General features: G+C 71.8%; 16 protein-coding genes and 2 pseudogenes. 8 read left to right on the top strand and 10 right to left on the bottom strand.

All coding sequences use genetic code 11. From position 1 onward, the window contains the following. Window positions 1-120: 120 nt before the first annotated feature. From ACFC0G_RS14485 to ACFC0G_RS14495, 3 genes are all read right to left on the bottom strand, one after another. Window positions 121-1701 (bottom strand): protein kinase, encoded by a 1581-nt coding sequence (locus ACFC0G_RS14485; protein WP_376402521.1) that lies wholly within the window; start codon window positions 1699-1701, stop codon window positions 121-123. Then, on the bottom strand, window positions 1698-2294 hold the full coding sequence (locus ACFC0G_RS14490; RefSeq protein WP_376402524.1) for a hypothetical protein: 597 nt from the start codon (window positions 2292-2294) through the stop codon (window positions 1698-1700). The genes ACFC0G_RS14485 and ACFC0G_RS14490 overlap by 4 nt, the downstream gene beginning before the upstream one ends. A 98-nt stretch (window positions 2295-2392) precedes the next feature. After that, complete coding sequence (locus ACFC0G_RS14495; RefSeq protein ID WP_376402527.1) at window positions 2393-4624, bottom strand: N-6 DNA methylase; 2232 nt, start codon at window positions 4622-4624, stop codon at window positions 2393-2395. 190 nt (window positions 4625-4814) lie between these two features. On the opposite strand from ACFC0G_RS14495, the gene ACFC0G_RS14500 reads away from it, so the two are divergent. After that, window positions 4815-5606, top strand: coding sequence for a DUF4190 domain-containing protein (locus tag ACFC0G_RS14500; RefSeq protein WP_376402530.1), 792 nt, complete (start codon window positions 4815-4817; stop codon window positions 5604-5606). Between the two features lie 109 nt (window positions 5607-5715). After that, complete coding sequence (locus tag ACFC0G_RS14505) at window positions 5716-6537, top strand: hypothetical protein (RefSeq protein ID WP_376402533.1); 822 nt, start codon at window positions 5716-5718, stop codon at window positions 6535-6537. A gap of 7 nt (window positions 6538-6544) precedes the next feature. Here ACFC0G_RS14505 and ACFC0G_RS14510 read toward each other — a convergent pair whose 3' ends face one another. Both ACFC0G_RS14510 and ACFC0G_RS14515 read right to left on the bottom strand, forming a co-directional pair. Next, window positions 6545-7291, bottom strand: coding sequence for an N-acetyltransferase (locus tag ACFC0G_RS14510; protein ID WP_376402536.1), 747 nt, complete (start codon window positions 7289-7291; stop codon window positions 6545-6547). A gap of 60 nt (window positions 7292-7351) precedes the next feature. After that, window positions 7352-7792 (bottom strand): annotated as a pseudogene (locus ACFC0G_RS14515) (HNH endonuclease family protein); the annotation flags it as partial. Between the two features lie 123 nt (window positions 7793-7915). Here ACFC0G_RS14515 and ACFC0G_RS14520 point away from each other — a divergent pair. The 3 genes from ACFC0G_RS14520 to ACFC0G_RS14530 are packed head-to-tail and all read left to right on the top strand — an operon-like array spanning window position 7916 to window position 11834. Next, on the top strand, window positions 7916-9037 hold the full coding sequence (locus ACFC0G_RS14520; protein ID WP_376402538.1) for a tyrosine-type recombinase/integrase: 1122 nt from the start codon (window positions 7916-7918) through the stop codon (window positions 9035-9037). Continuing rightward, on the top strand, window positions 9034-11238 hold the full coding sequence (locus ACFC0G_RS14525; protein ID WP_376402541.1) for a tyrosine-type recombinase/integrase: 2205 nt from the start codon (window positions 9034-9036) through the stop codon (window positions 11236-11238). The genes ACFC0G_RS14520 and ACFC0G_RS14525 overlap by 4 nt, the downstream gene beginning before the upstream one ends. Further along, window positions 11235-11834 (top strand): DUF6262 family protein, encoded by a 600-nt coding sequence (locus tag ACFC0G_RS14530; protein ID WP_376402544.1) that lies wholly within the window; start codon window positions 11235-11237, stop codon window positions 11832-11834. Before ACFC0G_RS14525 ends, ACFC0G_RS14530 begins: the two co-directional genes overlap by 4 nt. 111 nt (window positions 11835-11945) lie before the next feature. On the opposite strand, the gene ACFC0G_RS14535 is transcribed toward ACFC0G_RS14530, so the two are convergent. From ACFC0G_RS14535 to ACFC0G_RS14545, 3 genes and pseudogenes are all read right to left on the bottom strand, one after another. Continuing rightward, window positions 11946-13067, bottom strand: a complete 1122-nt coding sequence (locus tag ACFC0G_RS14535; RefSeq protein ID WP_376402547.1) for a DUF6183 family protein — start codon at window positions 13065-13067, stop codon at window positions 11946-11948. Window positions 13068-13131: 64 nt separating this feature from the next. Continuing rightward, a complete protein-coding gene (locus tag ACFC0G_RS14540; RefSeq protein ID WP_376403293.1) occupies window positions 13132-13887 on the bottom strand; it encodes an HNH endonuclease family protein in 756 nt (251 codons plus the stop codon). Window positions 13888-13984: 97 nt separating this feature from the next. Then, window positions 13985-14248: pseudogene (locus ACFC0G_RS14545) on the bottom strand (hypothetical protein); the annotation flags it as partial. Window positions 14249-14342: 94 nt separating this feature from the next. On the opposite strand from ACFC0G_RS14545, the gene ACFC0G_RS14550 reads away from it, so the two are divergent. Then, complete coding sequence (locus ACFC0G_RS14550) at window positions 14343-16178, top strand: endonuclease/exonuclease/phosphatase family protein (RefSeq protein ID WP_376402549.1); 1836 nt, start codon at window positions 14343-14345, stop codon at window positions 16176-16178. Between the two features lie 52 nt (window positions 16179-16230). On the opposite strand, the gene ACFC0G_RS14555 is transcribed toward ACFC0G_RS14550, so the two are convergent. Then, window positions 16231-17100, bottom strand: coding sequence for a hypothetical protein (locus ACFC0G_RS14555; RefSeq protein ID WP_376403296.1), 870 nt, complete (start codon window positions 17098-17100; stop codon window positions 16231-16233). Between the two features lie 135 nt (window positions 17101-17235). On the opposite strand from ACFC0G_RS14555, the gene ACFC0G_RS14560 reads away from it, so the two are divergent. Then, complete coding sequence (locus tag ACFC0G_RS14560) at window positions 17236-17814, top strand: TetR/AcrR family transcriptional regulator (protein ID WP_376402552.1); 579 nt, start codon at window positions 17236-17238, stop codon at window positions 17812-17814. A 48-nt stretch (window positions 17815-17862) separates the two neighbouring features. Then, a complete protein-coding gene (locus ACFC0G_RS14565) occupies window positions 17863-19122 on the top strand; it encodes an SGNH/GDSL hydrolase family protein (RefSeq protein ID WP_376402555.1) in 1260 nt (419 codons plus the stop codon). A 209-nt stretch (window positions 19123-19331) separates the two neighbouring features. Here ACFC0G_RS14565 and mfd read toward each other — a convergent pair whose 3' ends face one another. Beyond that, entirely contained in the window at window positions 19332-22862 is a 3531-nt protein-coding gene (gene mfd / locus ACFC0G_RS14570) for a transcription-repair coupling factor (protein ID WP_376402558.1), read from the bottom strand. Between the last annotated feature and the right edge of the window lie 218 nt (window positions 22863-23080).

Raw genomic sequence — 23080 nt, forward strand, 5'->3', positions numbered from 1 at the left:
AGGATTCCTTGGGGGACGCGGACATGATCAGACGCGAACGTTACATCCGCCAAAACAGGCAAAACGGATCACGAAGATCCACTTCCGGATCAGATGCCGAGTCGTGACCCTGGTACAACGTCAGGATCGCGGTCCCAGCTGCCGTTGGTGCTCCAGAGCCCTGCGCAAGTCCGCAGGAAGCGGGTGATACGGGCCGTACGCGCGCTCCGCGTCGAACAACAGCCGCTGGAGCTCCGCCTGTCCGGCCGTGTGCTCCCCCGTCGCCAGGTGCAGCAGCCCCGTCCGGTGCCGGATGTCGAAGGCCCGGGCAGGATCGGTGCCCTGCTCGTAGAACGGCAGGACCGCGCGGAACTCCGCGAGCGCGGCCGCCGTTTCGCCCAGCTGCTCCAGGCACACCGCCGCGTCGTACCGGAACTGGAGCGTCTGCGGGTCCGCCGGGCCCGCCTCCGCCGCGCGGTCCTCCGCGAGGCGGCGCAGCTCCGGCAGCGCGCGACGGTACTGGCCGTCGTCCATCAGCGTCGACGCGTACTGCTTGCGCAGGATGCGGACGACCGGCGACCGCTCGCCGTGCTCCGCGGCGGCGGCGGGCAGGATGCCGCCGAGCAGGTCCACGGCCTGCGTCAGCGAGCCCTCCCCGAGCAGCCGCTTGACCTCGTCGACGACGGCGGCGACGTCGGGCTTGGGCGGCGTCGGTGGCGGCGGCGTCGCGTACATCCGGGGATCGGCGGGTGGGGACGGGGGCAGGGGCGGTACGGGGACGGGAGCCGGGGTCGCCGCCACCGTCGGCGCACTCCGGTCCGGCCACGGCGCGTGCGGGCGCAGGAACGGGCGGGTCGGGTCCATCGGGCCCGCCGGGGCGCCGCGCGCCGGCAGCAGCGGAAGGAGGTGCTCGTACACCTCCTGCGCGCCCGACGGCCGGTCGCGCGGGTCCTTCGCGAGGAGGCGCAGCACGAGCGCTTCGAGCACCTCGGGGACCTCGGGGCGGAGTTGGCGGATCGGGCGCGGCGGCTCGTACAGGTGCCGGTGCAGCACGCCGAGCGCGGTCGAACCGGAGAACGGCACGTCCCCGCTGAGGAGTTCGTGGAGGAGCGCGCCGAGCGCGTACAGATCGGTGTACGGGCCGACGGCGCCGCCCATGGCCTGCTCGGGCGCCATGTACGCCGGGCTGCCGATGGGGGAACCGGTGTGGGTGAGACGGGTGGTGTCCGTGTCCAGGACGGAGGCGACACCCAGGTCGAGGACGGTCATGGTGCCGTCGGGGCGGACCATGACGTTCCGCGGCTTGAGGTCGCGGTGCACGATCGGCACCGCGTGGACGGCGGCGAGGACCGCGCACAGCTGCGCGGCGACACAGACGGCCCACGCCCAGGGGTACGGGTCGTTCTCGGCCAGGTGGTCGGCGAGGTCCGCGCCGTCCACGTACTGCATGACGAGGTACAGGTCCTCGCCGTCGCTGCCGGCGTCGTGCACGGTGACCAGGCCCGGGTGGTCGACCTGCGCCGTGACCCGGCACTCTCGCACGAACCGGCGCCGCAGCTCGCCGGCGGCGGTCGCGGGCCCGACGATCCCGGCGGGGCGCAGCAGCTTCACCGCGACCCGGCGGTCGAGCCGCCCGTCGTACGCCGTCCAGACCTGGCCCATGCCGCCCTGCCCGATGACGGTGGCGAGCTCGTAACGCCCGCCGATGACACGTCCGTTCACCTGCTGCCTTCGCCTTCCCGTCCGTCCTTGCGCAGCAGATCGCTCAGCTCGTCGAGCTCGGCACGGACCTGATCGATGCGCGGCGCGGTGGGCGGCTGCGGCTGGGCCGGGGCCGGAGGGGCGCAGATGTACGGAGCCGGGCCCCCGCTCGGTGTCGTCGTGACGGGGGCTCCGTCCGGCCCGTACACGTACCCGAGCGGCCGGTACGGGGGCGGCACCGGACCCGGCAGCGGCATCGCGCGGCGGCGGTCGTGGTGCCGGATCTCCCCGACCAGGTAGTAGGCGATCGAACCCGCCCCCAGCGCCAGGATCGTGCCCACCCCGACGAAGGCCTCCAGGTCGCTGCTCTCCTTCTCGCCCGTGACGCCCATGTACACGAAGAGCGCGGTGGCCACGACGAAGGTCAGGCCGCAGAACACCCAGTCCCGCACCTTGCCCGTGAGGATCGCGAGCCGCAGCATCGGCGCCCAGGCCAGGAAGCCGCAGCTGAGCAGCGGGAGCGCGACGAAGAGGACGCGCAGCGCGATCAGGCCGCCGGAGGCGGGGCCTGGCGGCGTCGGCGACGGCTGCGGGGCCTGCGGGGGGCCGTACATCGGCTGCTGCTCCTGCTCGAACGGATCGGGTCGAGTACGAGCGTATACACCGTCGCCGACAACGGTTCCGGGTTGTCCGGAACCGTTGTCGAACCGGATCAGGGCGCGACCGTGCCGTCCGCCAGGCCGTCGTACAGGCCCTGCACGAGCTGCTCGCCGAGCCGCGAGGCCTGCCGCAGGCTCTCCTCGAACTCCGCGAGGGCGCGGAACCGCTCGCCGAACCGGCGCTGTTCGGCCAGGGGCAGGCGCGGCAGCTGGAGGCGGCGCACGTCGAGCCGGGTCGCGGTGGAGGCGTAGCTGCTGGCCTGCCGGGTGTTGGCGGTGGCCCGGAGGAATCCGGCCAGGAACCACGGGTCGAGGGCCGCCGGGTCGGGGCGCAGGAGCTGGAGGTTCCGGCCCAGGGCGGCGCCCTCGGCGTGGGCGTCGACGACCCGGACGGCCGCGCCGCCGCCGAGGACCGGGACGACGACGTCACCGGCGGCGAGGAGGACCGGTTCCTCGGGCGGGCCGTCGGGGAGCGTGCCGGAGGGCTGCTGGGCGGCGAGGACGTCGTGGTCGGTGAGGACCGCGACGGGGGTGCCGGCCGGGGCCGTTCCCGCGCCGCCCGCGTGCAGGGTCAGGGCCCCGGCGCGCGCGAGTTCACCGACGGTGGTCGTGCCGGCCGTGGCCGTGAGGGGTCCCGCCGTGGCGCCGGCCGCCGCGGCCGGGCCGGTCACGGGCGGCGGCGTCAGCTCGCGGGTCCGGTGCAGGGTCTCGGCGAGACGCTCGCGGACCAGGGCCAGTTGGGTCGCTCCCTCGGCGGCGGCCGGGGGCGGCAGATGACGGGCGGGGGCGAGGTCGACGTCGTCGTCGAGGAGCTCGATGACGGGGACGGCGCGGCTCTCCCCGGGCGTCGGGACGACGGTCCCGTCCCGGTCGAAGGCCGTCCAGGCGTCCAGTACGGCCGCGTGGACGGCCGGCCAGTCGAGCCGGTCCCTGCTGTCCCTGCCGTCCCTGCCCTGGCCGTCGCGGCCCTGGCCGGTGTGCTCGGACGCGGTGTCGACGAGGAGCAGTTCGGCGGCGGGGCGCTCGCCGGGTACGGGCTTGCGCAGGACCCAGAGGTGGAGCGGGATGCCGTACGGGGGTGCGGCACCGGCCGGGAGGGCGACGACCGCGCGGAGGGCGCCCCGGCGCAGCAGGTCGGCGCGGATCCGGCGGCCGGAGCGGCGGGAGGCGGCGGCCGGCGGCATGAGGAGGACGGCGGTGCCGCCGGGGCGGAGGCGGGCCAGGGCGTGCTGCACCCAGGCGAGCTCGGACTCCGTACGGGCCGGGAATCCGTACTCCCAGCGCGGGTCGTAGGCCAGTTCGTCGTGGCCCCAGTTGCGCTCGTTGAACGGCGGGTGGCAGAGGACGGCGTCGGCGGCGAGCGTCGGGAACGCGTCGGCACGGAGGCTGTCGCCGGTGCGGACACGGATGTCGGCGTCGGTCGCGAGGGCCAGGCGCAGCGCGGTGAGCGCGGCGAGGTCGTGGTCGGCGTCCTGGCCGCTGAGCGCGCCGGGCCGCTCGACCGCGCTGAGCAGGCCGCCGGTGCCGGAGGCCGGGTCGAGGACGGTGAGCGGGGCGGCGAAGCCGTGGGGGGTGCTGTCGAGGGTGCTGCCGGGAGTGCCGTCGGAGGTACCCCCGGCGGCGCCGTCCTTGCCCCCGGTCGGGACGCCGGTCGCGAGGGCGGCCATCAGGGAGGCGGGGCCGGGCGGCGTCAGCGTGTACTGCCGGGGGTTGGCGTCGAGGTGCCGGCCGAGCAGGAACTCGAAGGCGGGCCGGACCCCGCCCGTCTCCGCCGCGAGCTCGGCGACCCCGCGCAGGAGCGGGACGGAGGGGACGAGCGCGGAGGAGGTGGGGGTGAGGACGGCCCGCTCGGGGCCGAGGCGCTCGGTCAGCGTCTCCTCCAAGGCGACGGGGAGCACGCCCGTGAGCCGCTCGTCCGGGAGCGCGGCGAGCGCCGGCCAGGCCGCCGACCGGTCCCGTACGAGAAGGAGGGCGCAGCCCGCGTGGACGAGGGCGGTGACGGCGCCGGCGGGGTGGCCCGCGATCTGCTGCCAGACGCGCTCGCGCAGCGGGACCTCGGCCAGCTTGCCCTGGTCGCGGAGCCACCGCTCGACATCGGCGAGGGCGAAGGAGGGGCTGGCCTCCGTCCCGCCCACGGGCTTGGGGAAGTCGGGATGGCGGCGGCGCCAGTTGCTGACGGCGGCCCGGCCGACCCCGGCGAGCCGGGCGATCCCGGCGGCGGTCACCTCTCCGGAGCCCACGTCTCCCGAGCCCGCGTCTGCTGCCCTCTCCGGCACCTGACTCATCTCCCTGACTCGCCCTCGTCCACGCGCATGCACGCCCTCGTGTGACATCGATCTTACTGCCGAAGGTCCACGAAACCACTTCACAGTGTGAGCGAACTCGTTTTCCGTGAACCGTGTTGACTCGGTTCACAAGCTCTGCTGTGATTGACCCATCGCTTCAGACAGCTTCTCTGTCCGGGAGGACACACCCATGTCGTACGACACCCAGGTCCCGGCCGCCGCCCCGCGGCAGGTCATGCGCAACGGGCTCGGCACCGCGGCCCTGATCCTCGGCATCATCGGTACGGTCTCCGGCCTCATCCCGCTGCTCTTCTGGCTGGCCGGCACCCTCGGCCTCATCGCCCTGGTCCTGGGCCTCGTCGGCAAGGGCCGCGTGAAGCGGGGCGAGGCGAACAACAAGGGCGTGACACTCACCGGCGCGATCCTCGGCCTCGTGTCCCTGATCCTCGCGACGGTCGGCCTGATCATCACGGTCACGGCGGTCAGCGACGCGGTGGACGAGATCGACAAGAGCATCAAGGACTCGGCCCCGAAGGACCCGAAGAAGACCGAGGCCCCGTCGGGTGACGCCGGCGCGGCGGACAAGGGGAAGGCCCTGGAGGACGGCGACACCTCGGTCTACGACGACGACCTCAAGGTCACGGTCTCGGCCCCGAAGCCGTACACCGCGAGCGAGTACGCGGTCGGCCACACCAAGGGCAACAAGGCCTACCAGGTCACGGTCGTCGTCGAGAACGGCGGCAAGAAGAACTTCGACGCCGTCGGGGTCCAGCTGAGCGCGCGGGCCGGCGCCAACGGTGTCGAGGCGGAGCAGATCTTCGACGAGAAGGTCGGCGCGGGCTTCCAGGGCGCCGTCCTGCCCGGCAAGAAGGCCACCCTCACCGTCGCCTTCGACGCCCCGAAGGACGCCAAGAACCTGACCGTCGAGGTGAACCCCGGCTTCGACTACAACGCCTCGCAGTGGGAGCTGAAGCTCGGCTGACGCAGGACCACCGGCCGCCCAGGGCGGCCGCCACCCGGACCGGGGGCCCCGCGGGGCCCCCATCCCCCGTACGACTCCCCCGCACCATCCCCTCGGAGACACCGTCACCATGCACGTCACGCCCCGCCGCCGCCCGCTCGCCGTCAGCCTTCTCTGCGCGGCCGTCGCGCTCTCCGCCACCGCCTGCGGCCCGTTCGGGGGCGGCCCGGCGTCCGCGAAGCCCGCGCCCGGGCCCACGGGCCCCTTCGGGGAGTCGACCGGCCCGCAGATCCTGGACCGGGCCGTCGCGGCGACGAAGACGGCGAAGTCCCTGACGCTGGACGTCGACGTGATGTCCGACGGGGAGCCGCTGAAGGCCTACCTCTCCGTGGACACCCGGGGGAAGTGCACGGGCACGCTGACCGTCGGCGCGACGGGCACGGTCGAGCTGATCAAGGCCGACGACGAGAACGCGTACCTGCGCTTCGACGAGTCGTTCCTGCGCGCGCAGGGGAAGGGCGAGAGCCCGGAGGTCCAGCAGGCGCTGCTCACGCAGCTCAGGGGCCGCTGGACGAAGACGCCCGTGAACGACCCCGACACCCGGGACATGCTGGCGCTCTGCGACCTGAAGGGGCTCCTCGCCCAGTTCGAGCAGGGCGGGAGCGGCATCGCGAAGGGCGGGGAGACCACCGTCGGCGGACGGAAGGCGCTGAAGCTGACGGAGCCGGGCGGCACGGCCGACGGCACCGCCGACAGCACCGCCGGAGGCACCGCCGGCGGCACGGCCGGCGCCGAGACGAACACCGTCTACGTCGCCACCGAGGGCGAGCCGTACATCCTGAGGCTCGTCACGACGGGCGGCGACGAGCCGGGGACGATCACGTTCTCGCACTACGACCGGCCGGTCGAGGTGAAGGCCCCGCCGGCCAAGGACATCGCCGCCCTCGACTGAAAGAACGTCAGATGGTGTGACGCACCCAGACGTTCGGCTCGACGTAGACCGCGTAGCCGCGCGAGACCTCGCAGTGGACCGGGACGAGGGCCTTGTCGACCTCGACCGGACCGTCCGTGTCGAACGGCAGGCCCGTCCACTTCCGCCACTGCTCGACGGAGCCGGAGACCGTCATCGACGCCGGGGCCACCGCCTCGATGACACCGCCCGCGCGGACGTGCACCCGCAGCCACGGGTCGACGGGCAGGCCGTCGGACTCGCGGGTGCGGAAGGCGTACTCGTGGATGGAGGACCCGGCCTCCAGGTGCTTGCCGTTGGGACGGACCGGGGCGACGAGCTCCGAGAAGCCGAGCCGCTTCACGTTCTCCCGCATGGCGGCCAGCATCCGGTGCGAGACGCCGTTGCCCAGTGCGCTCGTGTCGACCGTGATCTCGATCGCGCTGACGGTGTCCGCCTCACGGCCGGCCCGCAGGTCCGAGAAGGCCCAGAGCAGCACCTCGTCCCAGCCCCGGGGCGGCAGCTCGCGGCGGCCGTCGACGTCCATCCGGAAGGGGACGCTGAAGCCGCGGGCGACGACCTTGCCCTCGGTGTCGGTGGCGACGAGGACGTACTCCGGCAGCTCGCGCACGATCCGGCCGATGTTCGCCCAGCCGACCGGGTCGTACATCATGAACTCGGGCCAGAGGTCGAGCATGCTCCACATCGGCCCTTCCAGCTCGGGGCGTGCGGCGAGGGTCGATATGTTCAGGTCCATGCGAGCAGGATAAAGATCATCTTCGGCCCGCCAAAACGATTTTCCCGACGGGTCGGCTCCCTACGGGAGTTTCTGCTGCGGGCAGCCGCCGAGCACCCGCTTCATCGCGTCCCGCTCGCCCCCGGTCACCCACACCCCGTACTTCTTCTTCACGGCGACCTGCCGGGCCACGTACGTGCAGCGGTACGCCTTGTTCGGCGGGAGCCAGGTCGCGGCGTCGCCGTCGGACTTGCGCCGGTTCGTCGACGCGTCGACGGCGAGCAGGTTGAGCGGGTCGTTGGCGAAGCGGCGGCGGGTGTCCGCGTCCCACTTCCCGGCGCCCTTCTGCCAGGCGTCGGAGAGCGCCACGACATGGTCGATGTCGACCTTGCTGCGCCCGCGGACGTACGCGACGGTCGTGCCGGTGTACGGGTCGTCGGTGAGGGTGCCGGAGGCGACCTTGCAGTGGCCGTCCGTGAAGCGGACGCCGGTCAGGTCGCGCTTGAGTATGTCGTCGCGGGTTATCTCTATCTCCCTCCTGAGTCCGATGCACATGAGGCACAGGCGTAACCCATTCCTGTCCCTCGCTGTTATCAGTCATGCCATGAGGCACATGAGAGACATTGGAGACAGGAAGTAGATCCCGTGACGTTACGCACAGAGAAGGCCGTCTCACCTGCCACCGGCGAGGTCACCTGGCTCCTGGTCGAGGAGGAGACGTACGCGCCTCATCCCGAAGCCCGCGAGTTCTCCCTGTACCTGCGCGGAGTCGGGCGATCACCACAGACACAGCGCGCGTACATCCCCAGAATCGGTCGCTTCCTCAACTGGTGCGCGGCGCGGGGCACCGACTGGAGGACCGTCCGGCTCGGGGACATGAGTCTGTTCAAGTTCCACATCGAGCGGACACCGACCCGGTACGGGCGGCTTCCGTCCGGCAAGACGGTCAACGCCACGCTCACTGCGGTGTGCGAGTTCCTCCGCTTCTGCGCCGTCCAGGGCCACGTGGATCACGAGGTCGCCGCCCGTCTCAGCGAGCCGCGCTTCCTCACCCACGCCCCGGCCGGCTTCAACCCCGGCGAGGGTGGCCAGCATCTGATGGTCAAAGCCCGTGTACTGAAGGCGCCGGAGATCGAGCAGGCGCCACAGACTCTCACCGGCGCCCAGATGGATCAGGTCCTCGATGCCGCTCGTACCGCGCGTGACCGGCTGCTGCTGACCGTCCTGGTGGCGGCGGGCCTCCGCATCGGTGAAGTCCTCGGGCTGCGGCGTGAGGACATGCATCTGCTCCCCGACTCCACACACCTCGGCTGTCGAACCGGTGGCGCACACCTGCACGTCAGGCCCCGGCAGGACAACAGCAACGGGGCACGGGCCAAGGCCGGGCGTCATCGCATGGTTCCGCTCACGCCGGAAGTGGTGCACCGATACCGCGAGCACCTCGCCGAGCGGGAGCAGATGGCCGGCTCGGACGCGTGCGACTACGTCTTCGTCAATCTCGTCGGCATCCACGCGGGACGTCCCCTGTCGTACTCCAACGCCAAGCAGGTGATCGAACGGATCGGGAGGCGCTGTGGCTTGAGCGCCCGACCGCACATGATGCGGCACACGGCCGCCACCCGCTGGATCCGTAACGGAGTCGCTCCGGACGTCGTGCAGACCCTCCTGGGCCACGCCTCCTCGGCAAGTACCGCCGTGTACCTGCACGCCCAGGACGAGGATCTCCGCGCAGCCGTCGACAGCCTCCCGCTGGAGGTAGGGCGATGACCCATGCGCTCCTTCGCTCCGCTGCCGTTCTTCCCGACCCCAGCGGGTCAAAGTGGCCGTCGTGGCTCGCAGCACGTCTCCTCTCCGGCTGGCGCGCAGATGAATGGGACCCCAACCAGGCACTGTTCACTGCCGCTCCCGGCAACCCGACGACCAGCGTGTTCGTCTGCTTCGTGGCCGCCTGTCCCACCCATGTGGCCAGCAATGGGTCCCGCTGCGATGCCTGCAGAAAAGCCCGCTACCTCCAGGGAAACCCTGCGGACTTCGACACCACGCACGCCCCGGTTCCGTCCCGCCGCAGGCCCAACACCTCGGTGGGCGGGGCGATGCCGGGCGTCTCCCAGTTCTCGCTCGCCGGTGCGAGCCCGGCGGTTCGCCAGGAGATCCTGTACGGGCTTCAGCAGCGTGACGCCGCCGGGATCAGCCTGGGCCCCCAGCGCGTACGCCGCATCGTGGCCGGTCTCCCCGCCGGTCTCAGCTCACTCCTCGACCTGGACGCCAACTTCCCCGCTGGGCTCCCCGCGGCAACCGCTGGTGTCCTGAACGGAATCCTCCTGCATGTCCGCCGCGCCCGCGTCGAGTTCGAGGGCGTCGACCCGAGCTCGGGCGACGTGTGGCAATGCGCCCTGATCGGACTGACCGCCGGGCGTGGCCGCAAGTACGCCGCTGTCCACGGCGACATCGACTTCCGCCCGGTACGGCAGCGATGGCTGCGGGAGCTGGTCAAGGAGTACGGCCGTACCGCACGCCCCAACGTCATCGATCTTCGCCAGACCGTCTACGCGGCGACCATCGCATCCTCCGCCCTGGCAGAAAGGCCTCATGGGGAGGAGCCGGAGCTCCTCGCCATGGCGGACATGAACGCCGTGGTGGACATGTTCCGGATCACCAAGCGTCCCGAGGACGGCCACGACTACTCCACCAGTCACCGCCGGGCTCTGCTCCGCCATTGGCGCACGCTCCTGGAGTACGCACGCCAGGCCGGGATGATGGACCACGTGCCCGGCGGGTTCGCGCTCAATCCCCGCTTCCATTCCATCGCCGCCGTGGAGGTGACCGAGGACGACCTCGGCCGTGCGATCCCCGAGCACGTCATCGCCCAGCTCGACGCGCACCTCGACCTGCTGGGCACCTCGACGGCGTACGCGAGCGGCGGCTGGACGGCCGCCGACTTCACGCGGATGTACCAGGTGGTCTATGCAGTCCTCCGGGACACCGGTCGACGTCCAGGTGAGGTCACCAGCCTGCGCCGCGACTGCCTTCAGCGAGTCGACGGCAAACCGACGCTGATCTACGACAACCACAAGCGGCGACGGCACGGCCGTCGGCTGCCGGTCTCGGAGAGCACCGCCCAGGTGGTCGAAGCCTGGCAGAAGGAACTCGACACGCTGCCGACCGTACCGGGATGTACCCAGTGGCTGTTTCCTTCGCCAGGGCAGCGCAACCGCCCGCGCCGTGGTCATCTGACTGCCGCGCAATTCTGCAACAGGATCTTCCGCGACTGGGTCGACGAGCTGATCCCGGACCTCGTGGACGACCGACTCGACGAGGACGGCGCCCCGCTTGCCCACGACCGCACCCAGGTCGTTCCGTACGGCTTCCGACACGCGTACGCCCAGCGTCACGCGGACGCGGGCACCCGCCCCGATGTCCTTCGGGAACTCATGGACCACCGTTCGCTGGACGTCACCATGGGGTACTACAAGGTCTCCCTCAGCCGGAAGCAGGAGGCCATACGAACGGTCGCGGCGCTCGCCGTCGACCGGCACGGTGCATCCCGTGGCTTCAGCGACCCTCTGGCCTATGAGGTGGAGAGCGTCGGGGTTCCGTACGGCGGCTGCACCGAACCGAGCAACGTCAAGGCCGGGGGTGGGCACTGTCGCATCCGCTTCCAGTGCGCCGGCTGCGACTTCTACCGACCCGATCCCTCCTACCTGCCAGCCCTGGAACAGCAGATCGCGGACTTGCGGGCCGACAAGGAGGCCGCCCGGGCGATGGAGGCTGCCGACTGGGTCGTGCGCAATCTCGACGACCAGATCCGCGCCTATTCGAAGTCGGCCGACGAGATGCGGCGAAAACTCGAAGCGATGCCCGCCGAGGAACGGGCAGCCGTCGAATCCGCTTCGCGCGAGCTGCGCAAGGCGCGTTCCGCGGCGGCTTTCGTCCCCTTGCAAGCGCTGACAACACGGAGCCCTGAATGAAACGCCCCGACTCTTCCAGCTCCAACGACCGGGATGCGCGAGTCGAGCGTCTGCGCACCAGCCGCGCCAAGGACAGTGAGGCCAAGACCAGGCGCTCGCTTGAGGCAGTAGACGGCCTTCTCCGTACGGGACGGCGTGTCACCGTCGCTCAGGTGGCGCGGGAGGCGGCCGTGTCCACGTGGTTCGTCTACAACCAGCCCCAGGTGCACCAGGCCGTTCAGGACGGCATCACCACCCAGCGAGAGCAGGGACGTCAGAACTCCACCGTTTCGGAAGCACAACAGGTGTCCCCTGCCGGGCTGCGGACGGATCTCGCCCTGGCACGCGAAGAGATCAAGGACCTCAAGAAGGAACGCGACCGGCTCCGGAACCGGGTCCGGCTGTCTCTCGGTGCCGAGCTGGACGGGGTGAACCGAAACGAGCTGATCGAGCGAGTGCAGCAGCTGGAGCGGCGGAACACCGCTCTGGACCAAGAGCTATCAGTGGCCAGGGATCGGATCGCCTCCCTGGAGGGCCAGTTGCACGAGGCGGAAGACGATCTCACCGCCGCGCGGGCAAGTCTCCGCCGTGCGATGCGGGCCGTTCCGTCTCCATAGCCCATGCTGTACGGCCATAGCTCGCAGCGTCTTCCGTGCCTTCTGCCGGACAGCCGCGAGGGACATCGGCGAAGTGGTCAGGGCTTCGCCGATGCACGGTCCCGGTCGTGATCAATCGGTGTCCGTCGCGGCCAGCACCGCCAGCCGTCGGCGTTCTGAACGGACCACGGCCAGGCCAATGTCCCAGGCCACGCGCTCGAACCACTTGGTGTCGGCGCCGAAGCCGTACCAGGTGCACTCCCGTGCACGTGCCTCGACCTCCTCCGCAGGGCTGCCCTCTGCGGCCCCGGAGAGGCCGGCCAGGGACTGCCACGCGGCCAGACGGCCGTAGGCACCGCGAGCGCCGGAGTTGTAGGCCCCTCCCGTGGACGCGGCGGCGAAGAGCACCCGCCATGCCTGGCCCGGCGGACAGGCCGCGACCGAGAAGGTCTTCCCCGCACCCTTCAGACACTCCAGCCCCAGCGCCAGCAACGCGCTCGGTACCGACTCGGCCTCCAGAGAAGCTGCCAGGTCGAAGACTCGTGCCTCGACCCGGCCGTTCGACTCCTCGGCCCAGTTCGCCACAGCCGCGCCGATGCCCTTGGCAGCGGCTTCGGTCGTCGTCTCCTCCACCGAAGGCACGTGGGCCCCGGCATCAACCCCCACCCGGCGGTTCGCCGACGGACCGTATGGCATCGAGTGGCTGCCGCCGCGCGCGCTGTAGCTCGGCAGATCCGGCTGTCCTTCCACATCGGACAGCGCCAACGGCAGCCATCCCAGCGGATGGTGCCTCCAGTGCAGCGATGTCGCCCACCCTGCGATCGCCGGCGTCTCCGTGACGCCGACGCCCCTGAGCACCAGTTCATGGACCAGGCAGGCACGCAGCTCCTCCGTGGCGTTCCCGGTAAACGCCACGGCCAGTTCCTCAGCAGGATGGCTGGAGGCCAGCAGGGAGGCCGTGTAACGGTCCAGCTTCCTGTCAGCGGCCTCCGCCGAGGAGACCAGCCGCAGCGCCTGGGCGACGTTCCCAGGACCGGGAGTGGTGGCCAGCAGCCGGAGCAGATGGTCGAAGACGCTCCTGTACTGCCAGATCCGCCCGGCGTCGGAGCCGTAAGCCCCGGCGAGCGCGATGCCGAGGTCCGTGAGGAACGCAGCATCCCCCCGCGCGAGATGGCGGTCGGCCATCTTCCACACGTCGGTGACGCTCTTGAGGCCCGGCAGCTTCGTCACGATCTTCTGTATGCGGTCAGCCACGGTGTGGAGCGTACGCGTCGGACAGCCCGAAACCGATCGCATTTTCCCAGGTCACTGGGCACTATCAGTCTTCGCACTGCTTCAGCATCATCGCCTTGTCCGCCGTCGTCACCGGGAGCTCGTACTTGTCGGCGACCTGCGCGAACCGCACGGCGTACGCGCATCGGATCTTCTTGTTCGGCGGCAACCAGGAGGCGGGTCCTGAGTCCTGCTTTGCCGAGTTGGCGCGGCCTTCAACAGGAAGCAGATTGAGCACATCGTTCGCCAGTTGCTTGCGCTTGTTCTCCGGCCACCGGGCAGCGCCCATCTGCCAGCTGTAGGACAGCGGCACCACATGGTCTATCTGGACCTCGGTGGCCTGCTGCTTACGCCACTCGATGGTGCGGCCGGTGTAGGGGTCGTGCAGGGTCATGGCGACGACCACACAGTCGGAACCCGCACGGAAACGCACGTCCTGACCATCGCGATTCATAAGATCGTTTCGAGTGTCACAACCATTCCGAGCGAGCGGAACGCCGTCTGCCGTATCCATCCAGGCGTACCCGAACTCGTCCCGGTCGTAGCCCGTCTTCGGTCCACGGCCCTTCGTGGTCAGTCCTTCGATGAGCTTGCGCGCGTTGGCCTTGTCCGTCTCCGACGCGAGTGCGGCGAGACCCGGCTTCGTCCCGTCGGGATTCGCCAGCGGGCTCACCGCACGCCCGGCAGAGGTGCCCGGTCCAGACCCCGGGGAGTCTCCGCCCGGCTCGATGGCATCACAGCCTGCGACGAACGCGGCGACAACGGCGACCGCAACCGCGGCCCTCTTCCGGTGAGTGCGCATGGCGCTGTGACTCACGTGCCTCTCAGTACGCAAAGCCGACCACACCCTGCATACGCTGCGAGAACAGCCCCATCACGGCGCGAAGCATAGAGATAACGCGGGTCCCGCAGCCGTTGCCGTCGACGTCCGCCCAGGCGCGGCCGAACTTCTCCCGCTCGTACCCGGTCTTCGGGGCCCGGCCCTTGACGGTGAGGGTGTCCACGGCGGCGAGCGCGGACCCGCGCGCGGCGGGCTTGCCGGCCGGGCCGCCGTCGGACGCCCCGGAGGACGGGGAGCCGGCTCCGGGCGTACAGGCGGTGGTCACCAGGGCGGCGGCGACGGCGAGCGCGGCGGCGGTCAGGGTCTTTCGATACGTCAGCACCCTGGAATCCTAGGCTGGGTGGATATGAGGCATTCGCCCCCCACCGCCGGAAGGTAGCGTTCCGACCTTCCGACACGATTCCTCAGGGGGACGCATGCAAAGGTCCGGAGCGTTCCGGGCGCTGATCGCCGTACTGGCCGTCCTGTGCGCGGGTCCGGTGCTGACAGCGCCTCAGGCCCAGGCGGACACGGTGGGTCCGTCGACCGCGCCGCCGGTCAGGACGTACACGTACAACATGTGCGGCAGCGGCGGCACCGGCGGGTGCGACGTCAGCGCCGCCGGCAACGAGGCGCGGTACGACGCGATCGTCGACGAGACGGCGGCGGGTGTCTGGAACGCCGACTACCTCTTCCTCGTCGAGGTCTGCAGGTACCAGTTCGACGACCTGAACGCCCGCCTCGGCAGCCGGGGATACACGGGCCGGTACGTCGAGACCGTCCCGGCCGGCAGCCTCGGGTCGCTCTGCGAGGACCCGGTCGGCACCACCACCCCGAGCTACGGGATGGCCACCTTCGTCAGGGGCGTCGTCGTCGACGGCGTCGACCTCGCCCTGGACACGCGGGCCGCGATCCTGGCCACCGTCCCGGGCTCGAACGCGGAGGACATCAAGGCCCCCTGCGTCAAGGCCTGGGTGCAGTCCCGGCTGACCTGGGCGTGCTCCGTCCACCTCTGGTGGGGGCTCCCGACCCTGCCCGCCGACCCCACCGCCCAGCAGCGGGCGATGCACGCGGTGATGGCCAGGGAGGCCGACAAGCTGGCCGCGCAGGCCAAGGCGTGGGAGGACGCGGGCCTCCCCGTCGTCCTCGGCGGCGACTTCAACTCCTCCCCCTGGGGTGACGTGCTCGACCGCTTCTACGAGGCCGGCGCCGGCGAAGGCGGCCACGGCACGTTCGCCGAGGCCGACGAGACCGACGCCGACCGCTTCGGGATGCGCGGCACGCTCTGCGCCGCCCCGGCCGTGCGGTGCCGCAGCGGGCAGCAGACCAAGCTCGACGCGGCGCACACGGCGCGGACGCAGAAGCTCGACTACACCTTCTTCAGCTCCCGGTACTTCCGCGGCGAGGTGGGCGACGTGCCTCCCGAGCCGACGACCCCGACCGCCGGCCGATGGGTCTCCGACCACCTGCCGATCCGCGGCGCGGCCTCCTGGGAGGACTGCGTCGCCTACGGCGCCACCCCCGGCGCGGTGTTCCGGCGGGACGCGGTCGGCGGGCTGTACCGCTACGAGGGCCGGGCCGACGGCACCACCGCCGCCCTGGCCAAGCCGTGCAAGGTCGGCACCGGCTGGAAGGGGATGAGGCTGGTCGCCCGCCAGGGAACGACGCTCGCCGCCGTCGACGCGGCCGGCGACCTGTGGCACTACGAGGCCGCCGCCTCCGACGGCTCGTACTCCGGCGGCTCCGGCCGTACGGCGGCGGGGACCGGCTTCGGGAACGACGACCTGCTCCTCGCCCCCGGCGACGTCGACGGTGACACCGTCCCCGACCTGATCACCCGCGACACCGCGGGCGGGCTCTGGTTCCACAAGGGGACCGGCGCGCACGCCTACGCCGCGCGCACGCGGATCGCCGACACCGGCGGGGACGGGAGCACCTGGGGCGGCTACCGGTCCGTGGTCGCCGTCGACTTCGACCAGGACCTTGCCGGCCCGAAGGCCGCCGACCTCGTCGCGATCGACGGCACCGGCCGCCTCTGGCTCCACCGGGGCAACGGCGACGGGACGTTCGCGGCCCGCCAGGCCATCGGCACGAACTGGAACGTCTACGACGTCCTCGTCGCCCCCGGCGACCTGGACGGCGACGGAAAGCCGGACCTGGTCGGCCGCGAGGCCGGGGGCGGCCTGTACTCGTACAGGGGCAACGGCACCGGCGGGTACGCCCCGCGCGTGAAGATCGGTTCGAGCTTCCCGGCGGGCGAACTGCTCTTCTGATCCCGCCGGTCGATCCCGTGACATGCAGGTCACCGGACTCCGACCGCCGGCCTCACACCTTGCCGATCCCCAGCGTGTTCTCGGCGGGGAGGAGGCCGGAGCCGATCGCGGACAGCCAGGGGCCGCCGAGCAGTTCGGCGAGCCGGGCGGTGTCCTCGGGGCCGAGGGCGGCCCAGGGGGCGGCGGCCAGTTCGTCCGTACGGAGCTCGACCTCGGCGCGCAGGGCGCGGCCCTCGTCGGTGACGTCCCCGTCCTCGCCCAGGACCCCGCGGGCGACGAGCCGCTCGCGCGCGGCCGCCCACTCGGCCGGGCTCCAGCCCCGGCTCTCGAAGACCGGCTCGGAGGCGGCGCCGATCGCCGCGAAGGAGACGAGCGCCTCGACCGGGTCGAGCCCGGCGACGAGGAGCGCGGCGAGGTGTCCGTCGCCGCGGTGCTCGCGCAGGATCGTCGCGGCCTGCCAGAGGACGAGGTGCGGGGCGTCGGGCCAGGGCAGGCCGGCGTTGGCGGCGGCGAGGGGCCGCCCCTCCGTCCCTGCCGCCTCGGCGGCGCGGCGGGCGAGGGCGGCGGCCGCGACGAGCTCGGAGCTCTTGACCGCGTCCTCGCCGAGGACGGCACGGTAGGTGCGGTCGACGGCCCGGAGGCGGGCGGCGAGGACGTCGGCGGCGCTCGCGACGGGGCTCACGGCGGGGCCCCGGGCCTCCTGACCGTCGCCCGCCGGCACGTACCGGGCGACCATCGCGGGGCTGAAGCTGTAGAAGGCCGAGGCCACCCGGGCCGGGCCGGGCGCGCCGAGCGGGGCGGAGCGCCAGGCGAAGTAGGAGGGCCAGCGCTCGGCGGTGTCGTAGCCGAGGGCAGCGGCCTCGTCGAAGGCCTCGGGGGCGTAGTAGAGCAGGGCGTGCAGGGGTTCGAGCAGGTGCCACATCTGGCGTACGCGTCCGGTTTCCACAGCTGTCTCCCCAGTGATCGAGCGTTCGACTGACCCAACGACTTGTCACTGACAAGATTGCCCCCGACCCCGCGAACTTGTCAATGACTAGATACCGGCTAGGCTGCTGCCATGACGAGCCGGAAGACCTACCACCACGGCGACCTGCGACAGTCCGTCCTCGCCGCCGCCCTCGACGTGATCGCCGCCGAGGGCCCCGGGGCGCTGAGCCTGCGCGACCTCGCCCGCCGCGCCGGCGTCTCCCACGCCGCCCCCGCCCACCACTTCAAGGACCGCACCGGACTCCTCACCGCGATCGCCGCCGAGGGGTACGACCTCCTGGCCGACGCCCTCGCCGACACGCCCGAGCTGCGCGAACGCGGCGTGCGGTACGTGCGGTTCGCGACGGAGCACCCCGCCCACTTCCAGGTCATGTTCCAGCCGGAGCTGCTCCGCACGGACGACCCGGCCCTCCTCGCCGCCAAGGAGCGCGCCTCCGCCGAACTCCGCGCGGGCGTGGCCGGCCTGCCGGACGTCCCCGACGCCCGCACGGCCGGCATCGCGGCCTGGTCGCTCGCCCACGGCTTCGCGACGCTGCTCCTGACGCAGAACATCGCGTCGGCGCTGGGCGACCGGAACCCGGAGGAGTACTTCCGCTCACTGACGGGCCTGCTCTTCACGGCCCAACTGGCCACGGAACAGCGGAACTAGCCGCTACTCCCCGGGAATACCCCGCGCCAGCCCGTAATTGACCCAAGCATGCAAACGACGAACACCCTGCGCCGCTCCGCCATAGCCCTCCTCACCGCCGCCGCCCTCGGACTGGCCCCCACGGCCCTCGCCGACACCGGCCACCAGGGCCCCTCCTGGCGCGCCGCCTGGGCCGCGTCCCCGCAGTCGGCGACCGCACCCTTCGCCGCCAACTGGTCGCAGCAGGGCTTCGACAACCACACCGTCCGCCAGGTCGTCCGGGTCACCACCAGCGGCACCCGGGCCCGGATCGAGCTGACGAACCGTTACGGCTCCACGCCCCTGCGGATCACGGGTGCGACCGTCGCCCGTACCGCCGAGGGCAGCGCCGTCCGCCCCGGCTCCGTACGCCAACTCCGTTTCGACGGGCAGGCGTCCGTGACGATCCCGGCCGGCGGCACGCTCCTCAGCGACGCCGCGAACCTCCCCGTCGCGGCCTTCGAGTCCCTGACCGTCACCCTCTACCTGGCGGAGAAGACCGGCCCCGCCACCTTCCACCACATCTCCTCGGCCACCAGCTACCGGGCCGACGGCGACCACCGCGCCGACCTGACCGGCGCGGCCTTCCAGGAGACCAGCTCGTCCTGGTACTTCCTCTCCGGCATCGAGGTGACCGGCGGCCGGGACGCCGGACGCCGGAACGGCGTCGTCACCTTCGGCGACTCCATCACCGACGGCGTCGGCTCCACCGTCGACACCGACAACCGCTACCCCGACCAGCTGGCGGAACGCCTCGCCGAGGCCGGGCGCCCGCGCGCCGTCGTCAACCACGGCATCGCCGGCAACCAGGTCGTCAACGACACCACCTGGGCGGGCGAGAAGGCCCTCACGCGCTTCCGTCAGGACGTCCTGACGGAGCCCGGCACCCGGACCGTGATCATCCTCGAAGGCATCAACGACATCGGCGGCAGCACGACGACCTTCCCCGCCGCGCCCACCCCCGACGTCTCCGCCGCGCGGCTGATCGCGGGTCACCGCACCCTGATCCGCGAGGCCCACGCGAAGGGCCTCAAGGCCGTCGGCGCGACCCTCACGCCGATCAAGGGCTCCTTCTACGACTCCCCGGCGAACGAGGCCAAGCGGGACGCCGTCAACGACTGGATCCGCACGTCGGGCGCGTACGACGCGGTCGTCGACTTCGACCGCGCGGTCGCGGACCCGGCGGACCGGGACCGCATCCTCCCGGCCTACGACTCGGGCGACGCCCTCCACCCGAACGACGCGGGCTACGAGGCGATGGCCGACGCCCTCGACCTCGACGAGCTCTGACGGACGCGTCCGTGCCCCGGGCGGTCCGGCGGAACCACCCGGGGCACGGGCACGGCCTCACGGCCGCACGACATCACGGCCTCACGGCCACACGGCCACACGGCCACACGGCCACACGGCCACACGGCCTCACGAGCTCACGAGCTCACGAGCTCACGACTCCACGGCCTCACGACATCACGGCCTCACGGCCTCACGGCCTCACGGCCTCACGAGCCGAGGATCGTCGTCAGGAACTCCCCCGTCCACGCGAGGAGTTCGCGGCCCACGACCGGCTTGCCGCCGATCTTGCCCGAGGTCGGGCGCGGGACCAGGATCTGGTGGACCGCCGGCTTGATGACCGTGCGCGGGTAGAGGCGCTTCAGGCGCAGTTCCTGCGACTCCCTCAACTCCACCGGGGCGAAGCGGATGTTCGGGCCCTGGAGGACGATCTCGCCGACGCCGCACGCGCGGGCCAGCATGCGGAGGCCCGCCACCAGGAGCAGGTTCTCGACCGGCTCCGGGAGCTTGCCGTACCGGTCGGTGAGCTCCTCGCGTACGGCCCTGATGTCCTCCTCCGAGTTCGCGGAGGCGATCGAGCGGTAGGCCTGGAGGCGGAGCCGCTCGCCCGGCGCGTAGTCGTGCGGCATGTGGGCGTCGACCGGGAGCTCGATCTTGACCTCCAGCGGCGCCTCCTCCTCCACCCCGCCCTCCATCTGCGCCCGGTAGTCCGCGACCGCCTCGCCGACCATCCGTACGTACAGGTCGAAGCCGACGCCCGCGATGTGACCGGACTGCTCGCCGCCGAGCAGGTTGCCCGCGCCGCGGATCTCCAGGTCCTTCATCGCCACGTACATGCCCGCGCCCATCTCGGTGTGCTGGGCGATCGTCGCGAGCCGCTCGTGCGCGGTCTCCGTCAGCGGCTTCTCCGGCGGGTAGAGGAAGTACGCGTAGCCGCGCTCGCGGCCCCGGCCGACACGGCCGCGCAGCTGGTGGAGCTGCGAGAGGCCGAAGTTGTCGCCGCGCTCGACGATGAGGGTGTTGGCGTTGGAGATGTCGATGCCGGACTCGACGATCGTCGTCGAGACGAGCACGTCGAACTTCTTCTCCCAGAAGTCGACGACGACCTGCTCCAGGGCCGATTCCGACATCTGGCCGTGGGCCGTCGCGATCCGCGCCTCCGGCACGATCTCCCGGAGGCGGGCGGCCGCGCGGTCGATGGAGTCGACCCGGTTGTGGATGTAGAAGACCTGGCCCTCGCGCAGGAGTTCACGGCGGACGGCCGCGCCGATCTGCTTCTCCTCGTACGGGCCGACGAAGGTGAGGACCGGGTGCCGCTCCTCCGGCGGAGTGGTGATCGTCGACATCTCGCGGATGCCCGTGACCGCCATTTCGAGCGTACGGGGGATGGGGGTGGCCGACATCGTCAGCACGTCGACGTTGGCGCGGAGCTTCTTCAGCTGCTCCTTGTGCTCGACGCCGAAGCGCTGCTCCTCGTCGACGATGACCAGGCCCAGGTCCTTGAACTTCGTCTCGGACGAGAACAGGCGGTGGGTGCCGATGACGACGTCGACCGCACCCTCCCGCAGCCCCTCCAGGGTCGCCTTGGACTCGGTGTCGCTCTGGAACCGGGACAGCGCCCGCACCTTCACCGGGAACTGCGAGTACCGCTCGCTGAACGTGCCGAAGTGCTGCTGCACGAGGAGCGTCGTCGGGACGAGGACGGCGACCTGCTTGCCGTCCTGGACCGCCTTGAAGGCCGCGCGGACCGCGATCTCCGTCTTGCCGTAGCCGACGTCGCCGCAGATCAGCCGGTCCATGGGGACCGTCTTCTCCATGTCCTCCTTCACCTCGGCGATGGTGGACAGCTGGTCGGGCGTCTCCACGTACGGGAAGGCGTCCTCCAGCTCGCGCTGCCACGGGGTGTCCTCGCCGAAGGCGTGCCCGGGGGCCGCCATCCGCGCCGAGTACAGCTTGATCAGGTCGGCGGCGATCTCCTTGACGGCCTTCTTCGCGCGCGCCTTGGTCTTCGTCCAGTCCGCGCCGCCGAGCCGGTGCAGCGTCGGCGCCTCGCCGCCCACGTACTTGGTGACCTGCTCCAGCTGGTCGGTCGGGATGTACAGCCGGTCGCCGGGCTGGCCGCGCTTGGCGGGGGCGTACTCGACGAGGAGGTACTCGCGGGTCGCTCCCTGCACGGTCCGCTGGACCATCTCCACGTACCGGCCGACGCCGTGCTGCTCGTGCACGATGTAGTCGCCGACCTCCAGGGTCAGCGGGTCGATGGTCTTGCGGCGCTTGGCCGGCATCCGCTGGCCGTCCTTGCCGGCCGCCTTCTGGCCGGACAGGTCGGTCTCGGTGAGGACGGCGAGCTTGAGCGCCGGGTCGACGAAGCCGAAGTCGATGGAGCCGGTCGACACGTGCACGACGGACGGCGAGATCTCCGCCAGGTCCGCGTCGAGGCGGGCGGCGATGCCCTCGCCGCCGAGGACCTCGACGGTACGGGTCGCGGGGCCGTGGGCCTCCGTCACGTACACCGTGCGCCAGCCGTCGGCCAGCCACCCCTTGGTGTCGGCGAGCGCGCGGGCGGTGTCGCCGCGGTACGACTCCGGGGCGCGCATGCCGAGGACGAGCGTGTCGCCCGACAGGACCTCGTCCGCCGCGAACGGCGACACCGACCACCAGGCGATGTCCAGCTCGCGCGCCCGGTCCCGGACGTCCGCGATCCCCCACAGGGAGGCCGCGCCGACGTCGATCGGGGCCTCGCCGCCGCCGGCGGTCGCCGCCCACGAGGCCTGGAGGAACTCCTGCGAGGTCGCCACCAGGTCCGAGGCCCGGGTCCGGACGCGCTCCGGGTCGCAGACCACGGCCATGGCGCCCTTCGGCAGCACGTCGAGCAGCAGCTCCATGTCGTCGACGAGGACGGGGGCGAGGGACTCCATGCCCTCGACCGCGATGCCCTCCGCGATCTTGTTGAGGAGCTCGCCCAGCTCCGGGTGCTCCTCGGCGAGCGCCGCAGCCCGCTCCCGTACGGAGTCGGTGAGGAGCAGCTCGCGGCAGGGCGGCGCCCACAGGCCGTGCTCGGCGACTTCGAGGGAGCGCTGGTCCGCGACCTTGAAGTAGCGGATCTCCTCGACGTCGTCGCCCCAGAACTCGATGCGGAGCGGGTGCTCCTCCGTGGGCGGGAAGACGTCCAGGATGCCGCCGCGGACGGCGAACTCGCCGCGCTTCTCGACGAGCTCGACACGGGAGTACGCGGCGGCCGCGAGCCCCTCGACGATCTCGTTCAGGTCCGCGCTCTGGCCGGACCGCAGCGAGACTGGCTCCAGGTCGCCGAGGCCCTTGACCTGCGGCTGGAGCACGGAGCGGATGGGTGCGACGACCACGCTCACGGGGCCGGCGGCCGGGTCGTCGTCGCGCGGGTGCGCGAGGCGGCGCAACACGGCGAGGCGGCGTCCGACGGTGTCGGAGCGGGGCGAGAGCCGCTCGTGCGGGAGGGTCTCCCAGGAGGGGTACTCGGCGACAGTGTCCGGGTCGAGGAGCGAGCGCAGCGCGGCGGCCAGGTCCTCGGCCTCCCGCCCGGTCGCGGTGACGGCGAGGACCGGGCGCCCCGAGTCGCGGGCGAGCGCGGCGACGGCGAACGGCCGCGCGGCGGCGGGCCCGACCAGGTCGACGTGCGGGCGGTTCCCGTCGGCGGCGGCCTTCACCGCCTCGGCGAGGGCCGCGTCCTTGACGACTACATCAAGCAGGCCGTGCAGGCTCATGGAGCTTTCCATCCCGGGTTCGGAGTACGGGGCGCGGTGGCGCGGGGCGGGCAACGCGAACAGCCCGACACGTCTCACGGGCCGGGTGGTCCCGGGCGCGTACGGCCGCCCGGTGCGTCCCTCAGCCTACGACGTGCCGCTGTCACTCGCCCGAAGGAAAGGGGCCACTCGGGAGAGTGACGGAGCCGGCGACACCAGGCGGCACCACCGGAGCCGGC

It is taken from the genome of Streptomyces sp. NPDC056169 (genome assembly GCF_042268445.1).
Classification (GTDB): domain Bacteria; phylum Actinomycetota; class Actinomycetes; order Streptomycetales; family Streptomycetaceae; genus Streptomyces.

Excerpts from the sequence above, each read along its gene's own strand:
- ACFC0G_RS14490 (WP_376402524.1), bottom strand. The coding sequence starts at position 2,294 with ATGTACGGCCCCCCGCAGGCCCCGCAGCCGTCGCCGACGCCGCCAGGC.
- ACFC0G_RS14495 (WP_376402527.1), bottom strand. The coding sequence starts at position 4,624 with ATGAGTCAGGTGCCGGAGAGGGCAGCAGACGCGGGCTCGGGAGACGTG.
- ACFC0G_RS14500 (WP_376402530.1), top strand. The coding sequence starts at position 4,815 with ATGTCGTACGACACCCAGGTCCCGGCCGCCGCCCCGCGGCAGGTCATG.
- ACFC0G_RS14505 (WP_376402533.1), top strand. The coding sequence starts at position 5,716 with ATGCACGTCACGCCCCGCCGCCGCCCGCTCGCCGTCAGCCTTCTCTGC.
- ACFC0G_RS14510 (WP_376402536.1), bottom strand. The coding sequence starts at position 7,291 with ATGGACCTGAACATATCGACCCTCGCCGCACGCCCCGAGCTGGAAGGG.
- ACFC0G_RS14525 (WP_376402541.1), top strand. The coding sequence starts at position 9,034 with ATGACCCATGCGCTCCTTCGCTCCGCTGCCGTTCTTCCCGACCCCAGC.
- ACFC0G_RS14530 (WP_376402544.1), top strand. The coding sequence starts at position 11,235 with ATGAAACGCCCCGACTCTTCCAGCTCCAACGACCGGGATGCGCGAGTC.
- ACFC0G_RS14540 (WP_376403293.1), bottom strand. The coding sequence starts at position 13,887 with ATGCGCACTCACCGGAAGAGGGCCGCGGTTGCGGTCGCCGTTGTCGCC.
- ACFC0G_RS14550 (WP_376402549.1), top strand. The coding sequence starts at position 14,343 with ATGCAAAGGTCCGGAGCGTTCCGGGCGCTGATCGCCGTACTGGCCGTC.
- ACFC0G_RS14555 (WP_376403296.1), bottom strand. The coding sequence starts at position 17,100 with ATGTGGCACCTGCTCGAACCCCTGCACGCCCTGCTCTACTACGCCCCC.
- ACFC0G_RS14560 (WP_376402552.1), top strand. The coding sequence starts at position 17,236 with ATGACGAGCCGGAAGACCTACCACCACGGCGACCTGCGACAGTCCGTC.
- ACFC0G_RS14565 (WP_376402555.1), top strand. The coding sequence starts at position 17,863 with ATGCAAACGACGAACACCCTGCGCCGCTCCGCCATAGCCCTCCTCACC.
- mfd (WP_376402558.1), bottom strand. The coding sequence starts at position 22,862 with ATGAGCCTGCACGGCCTGCTTGATGTAGTCGTCAAGGACGCGGCCCTC.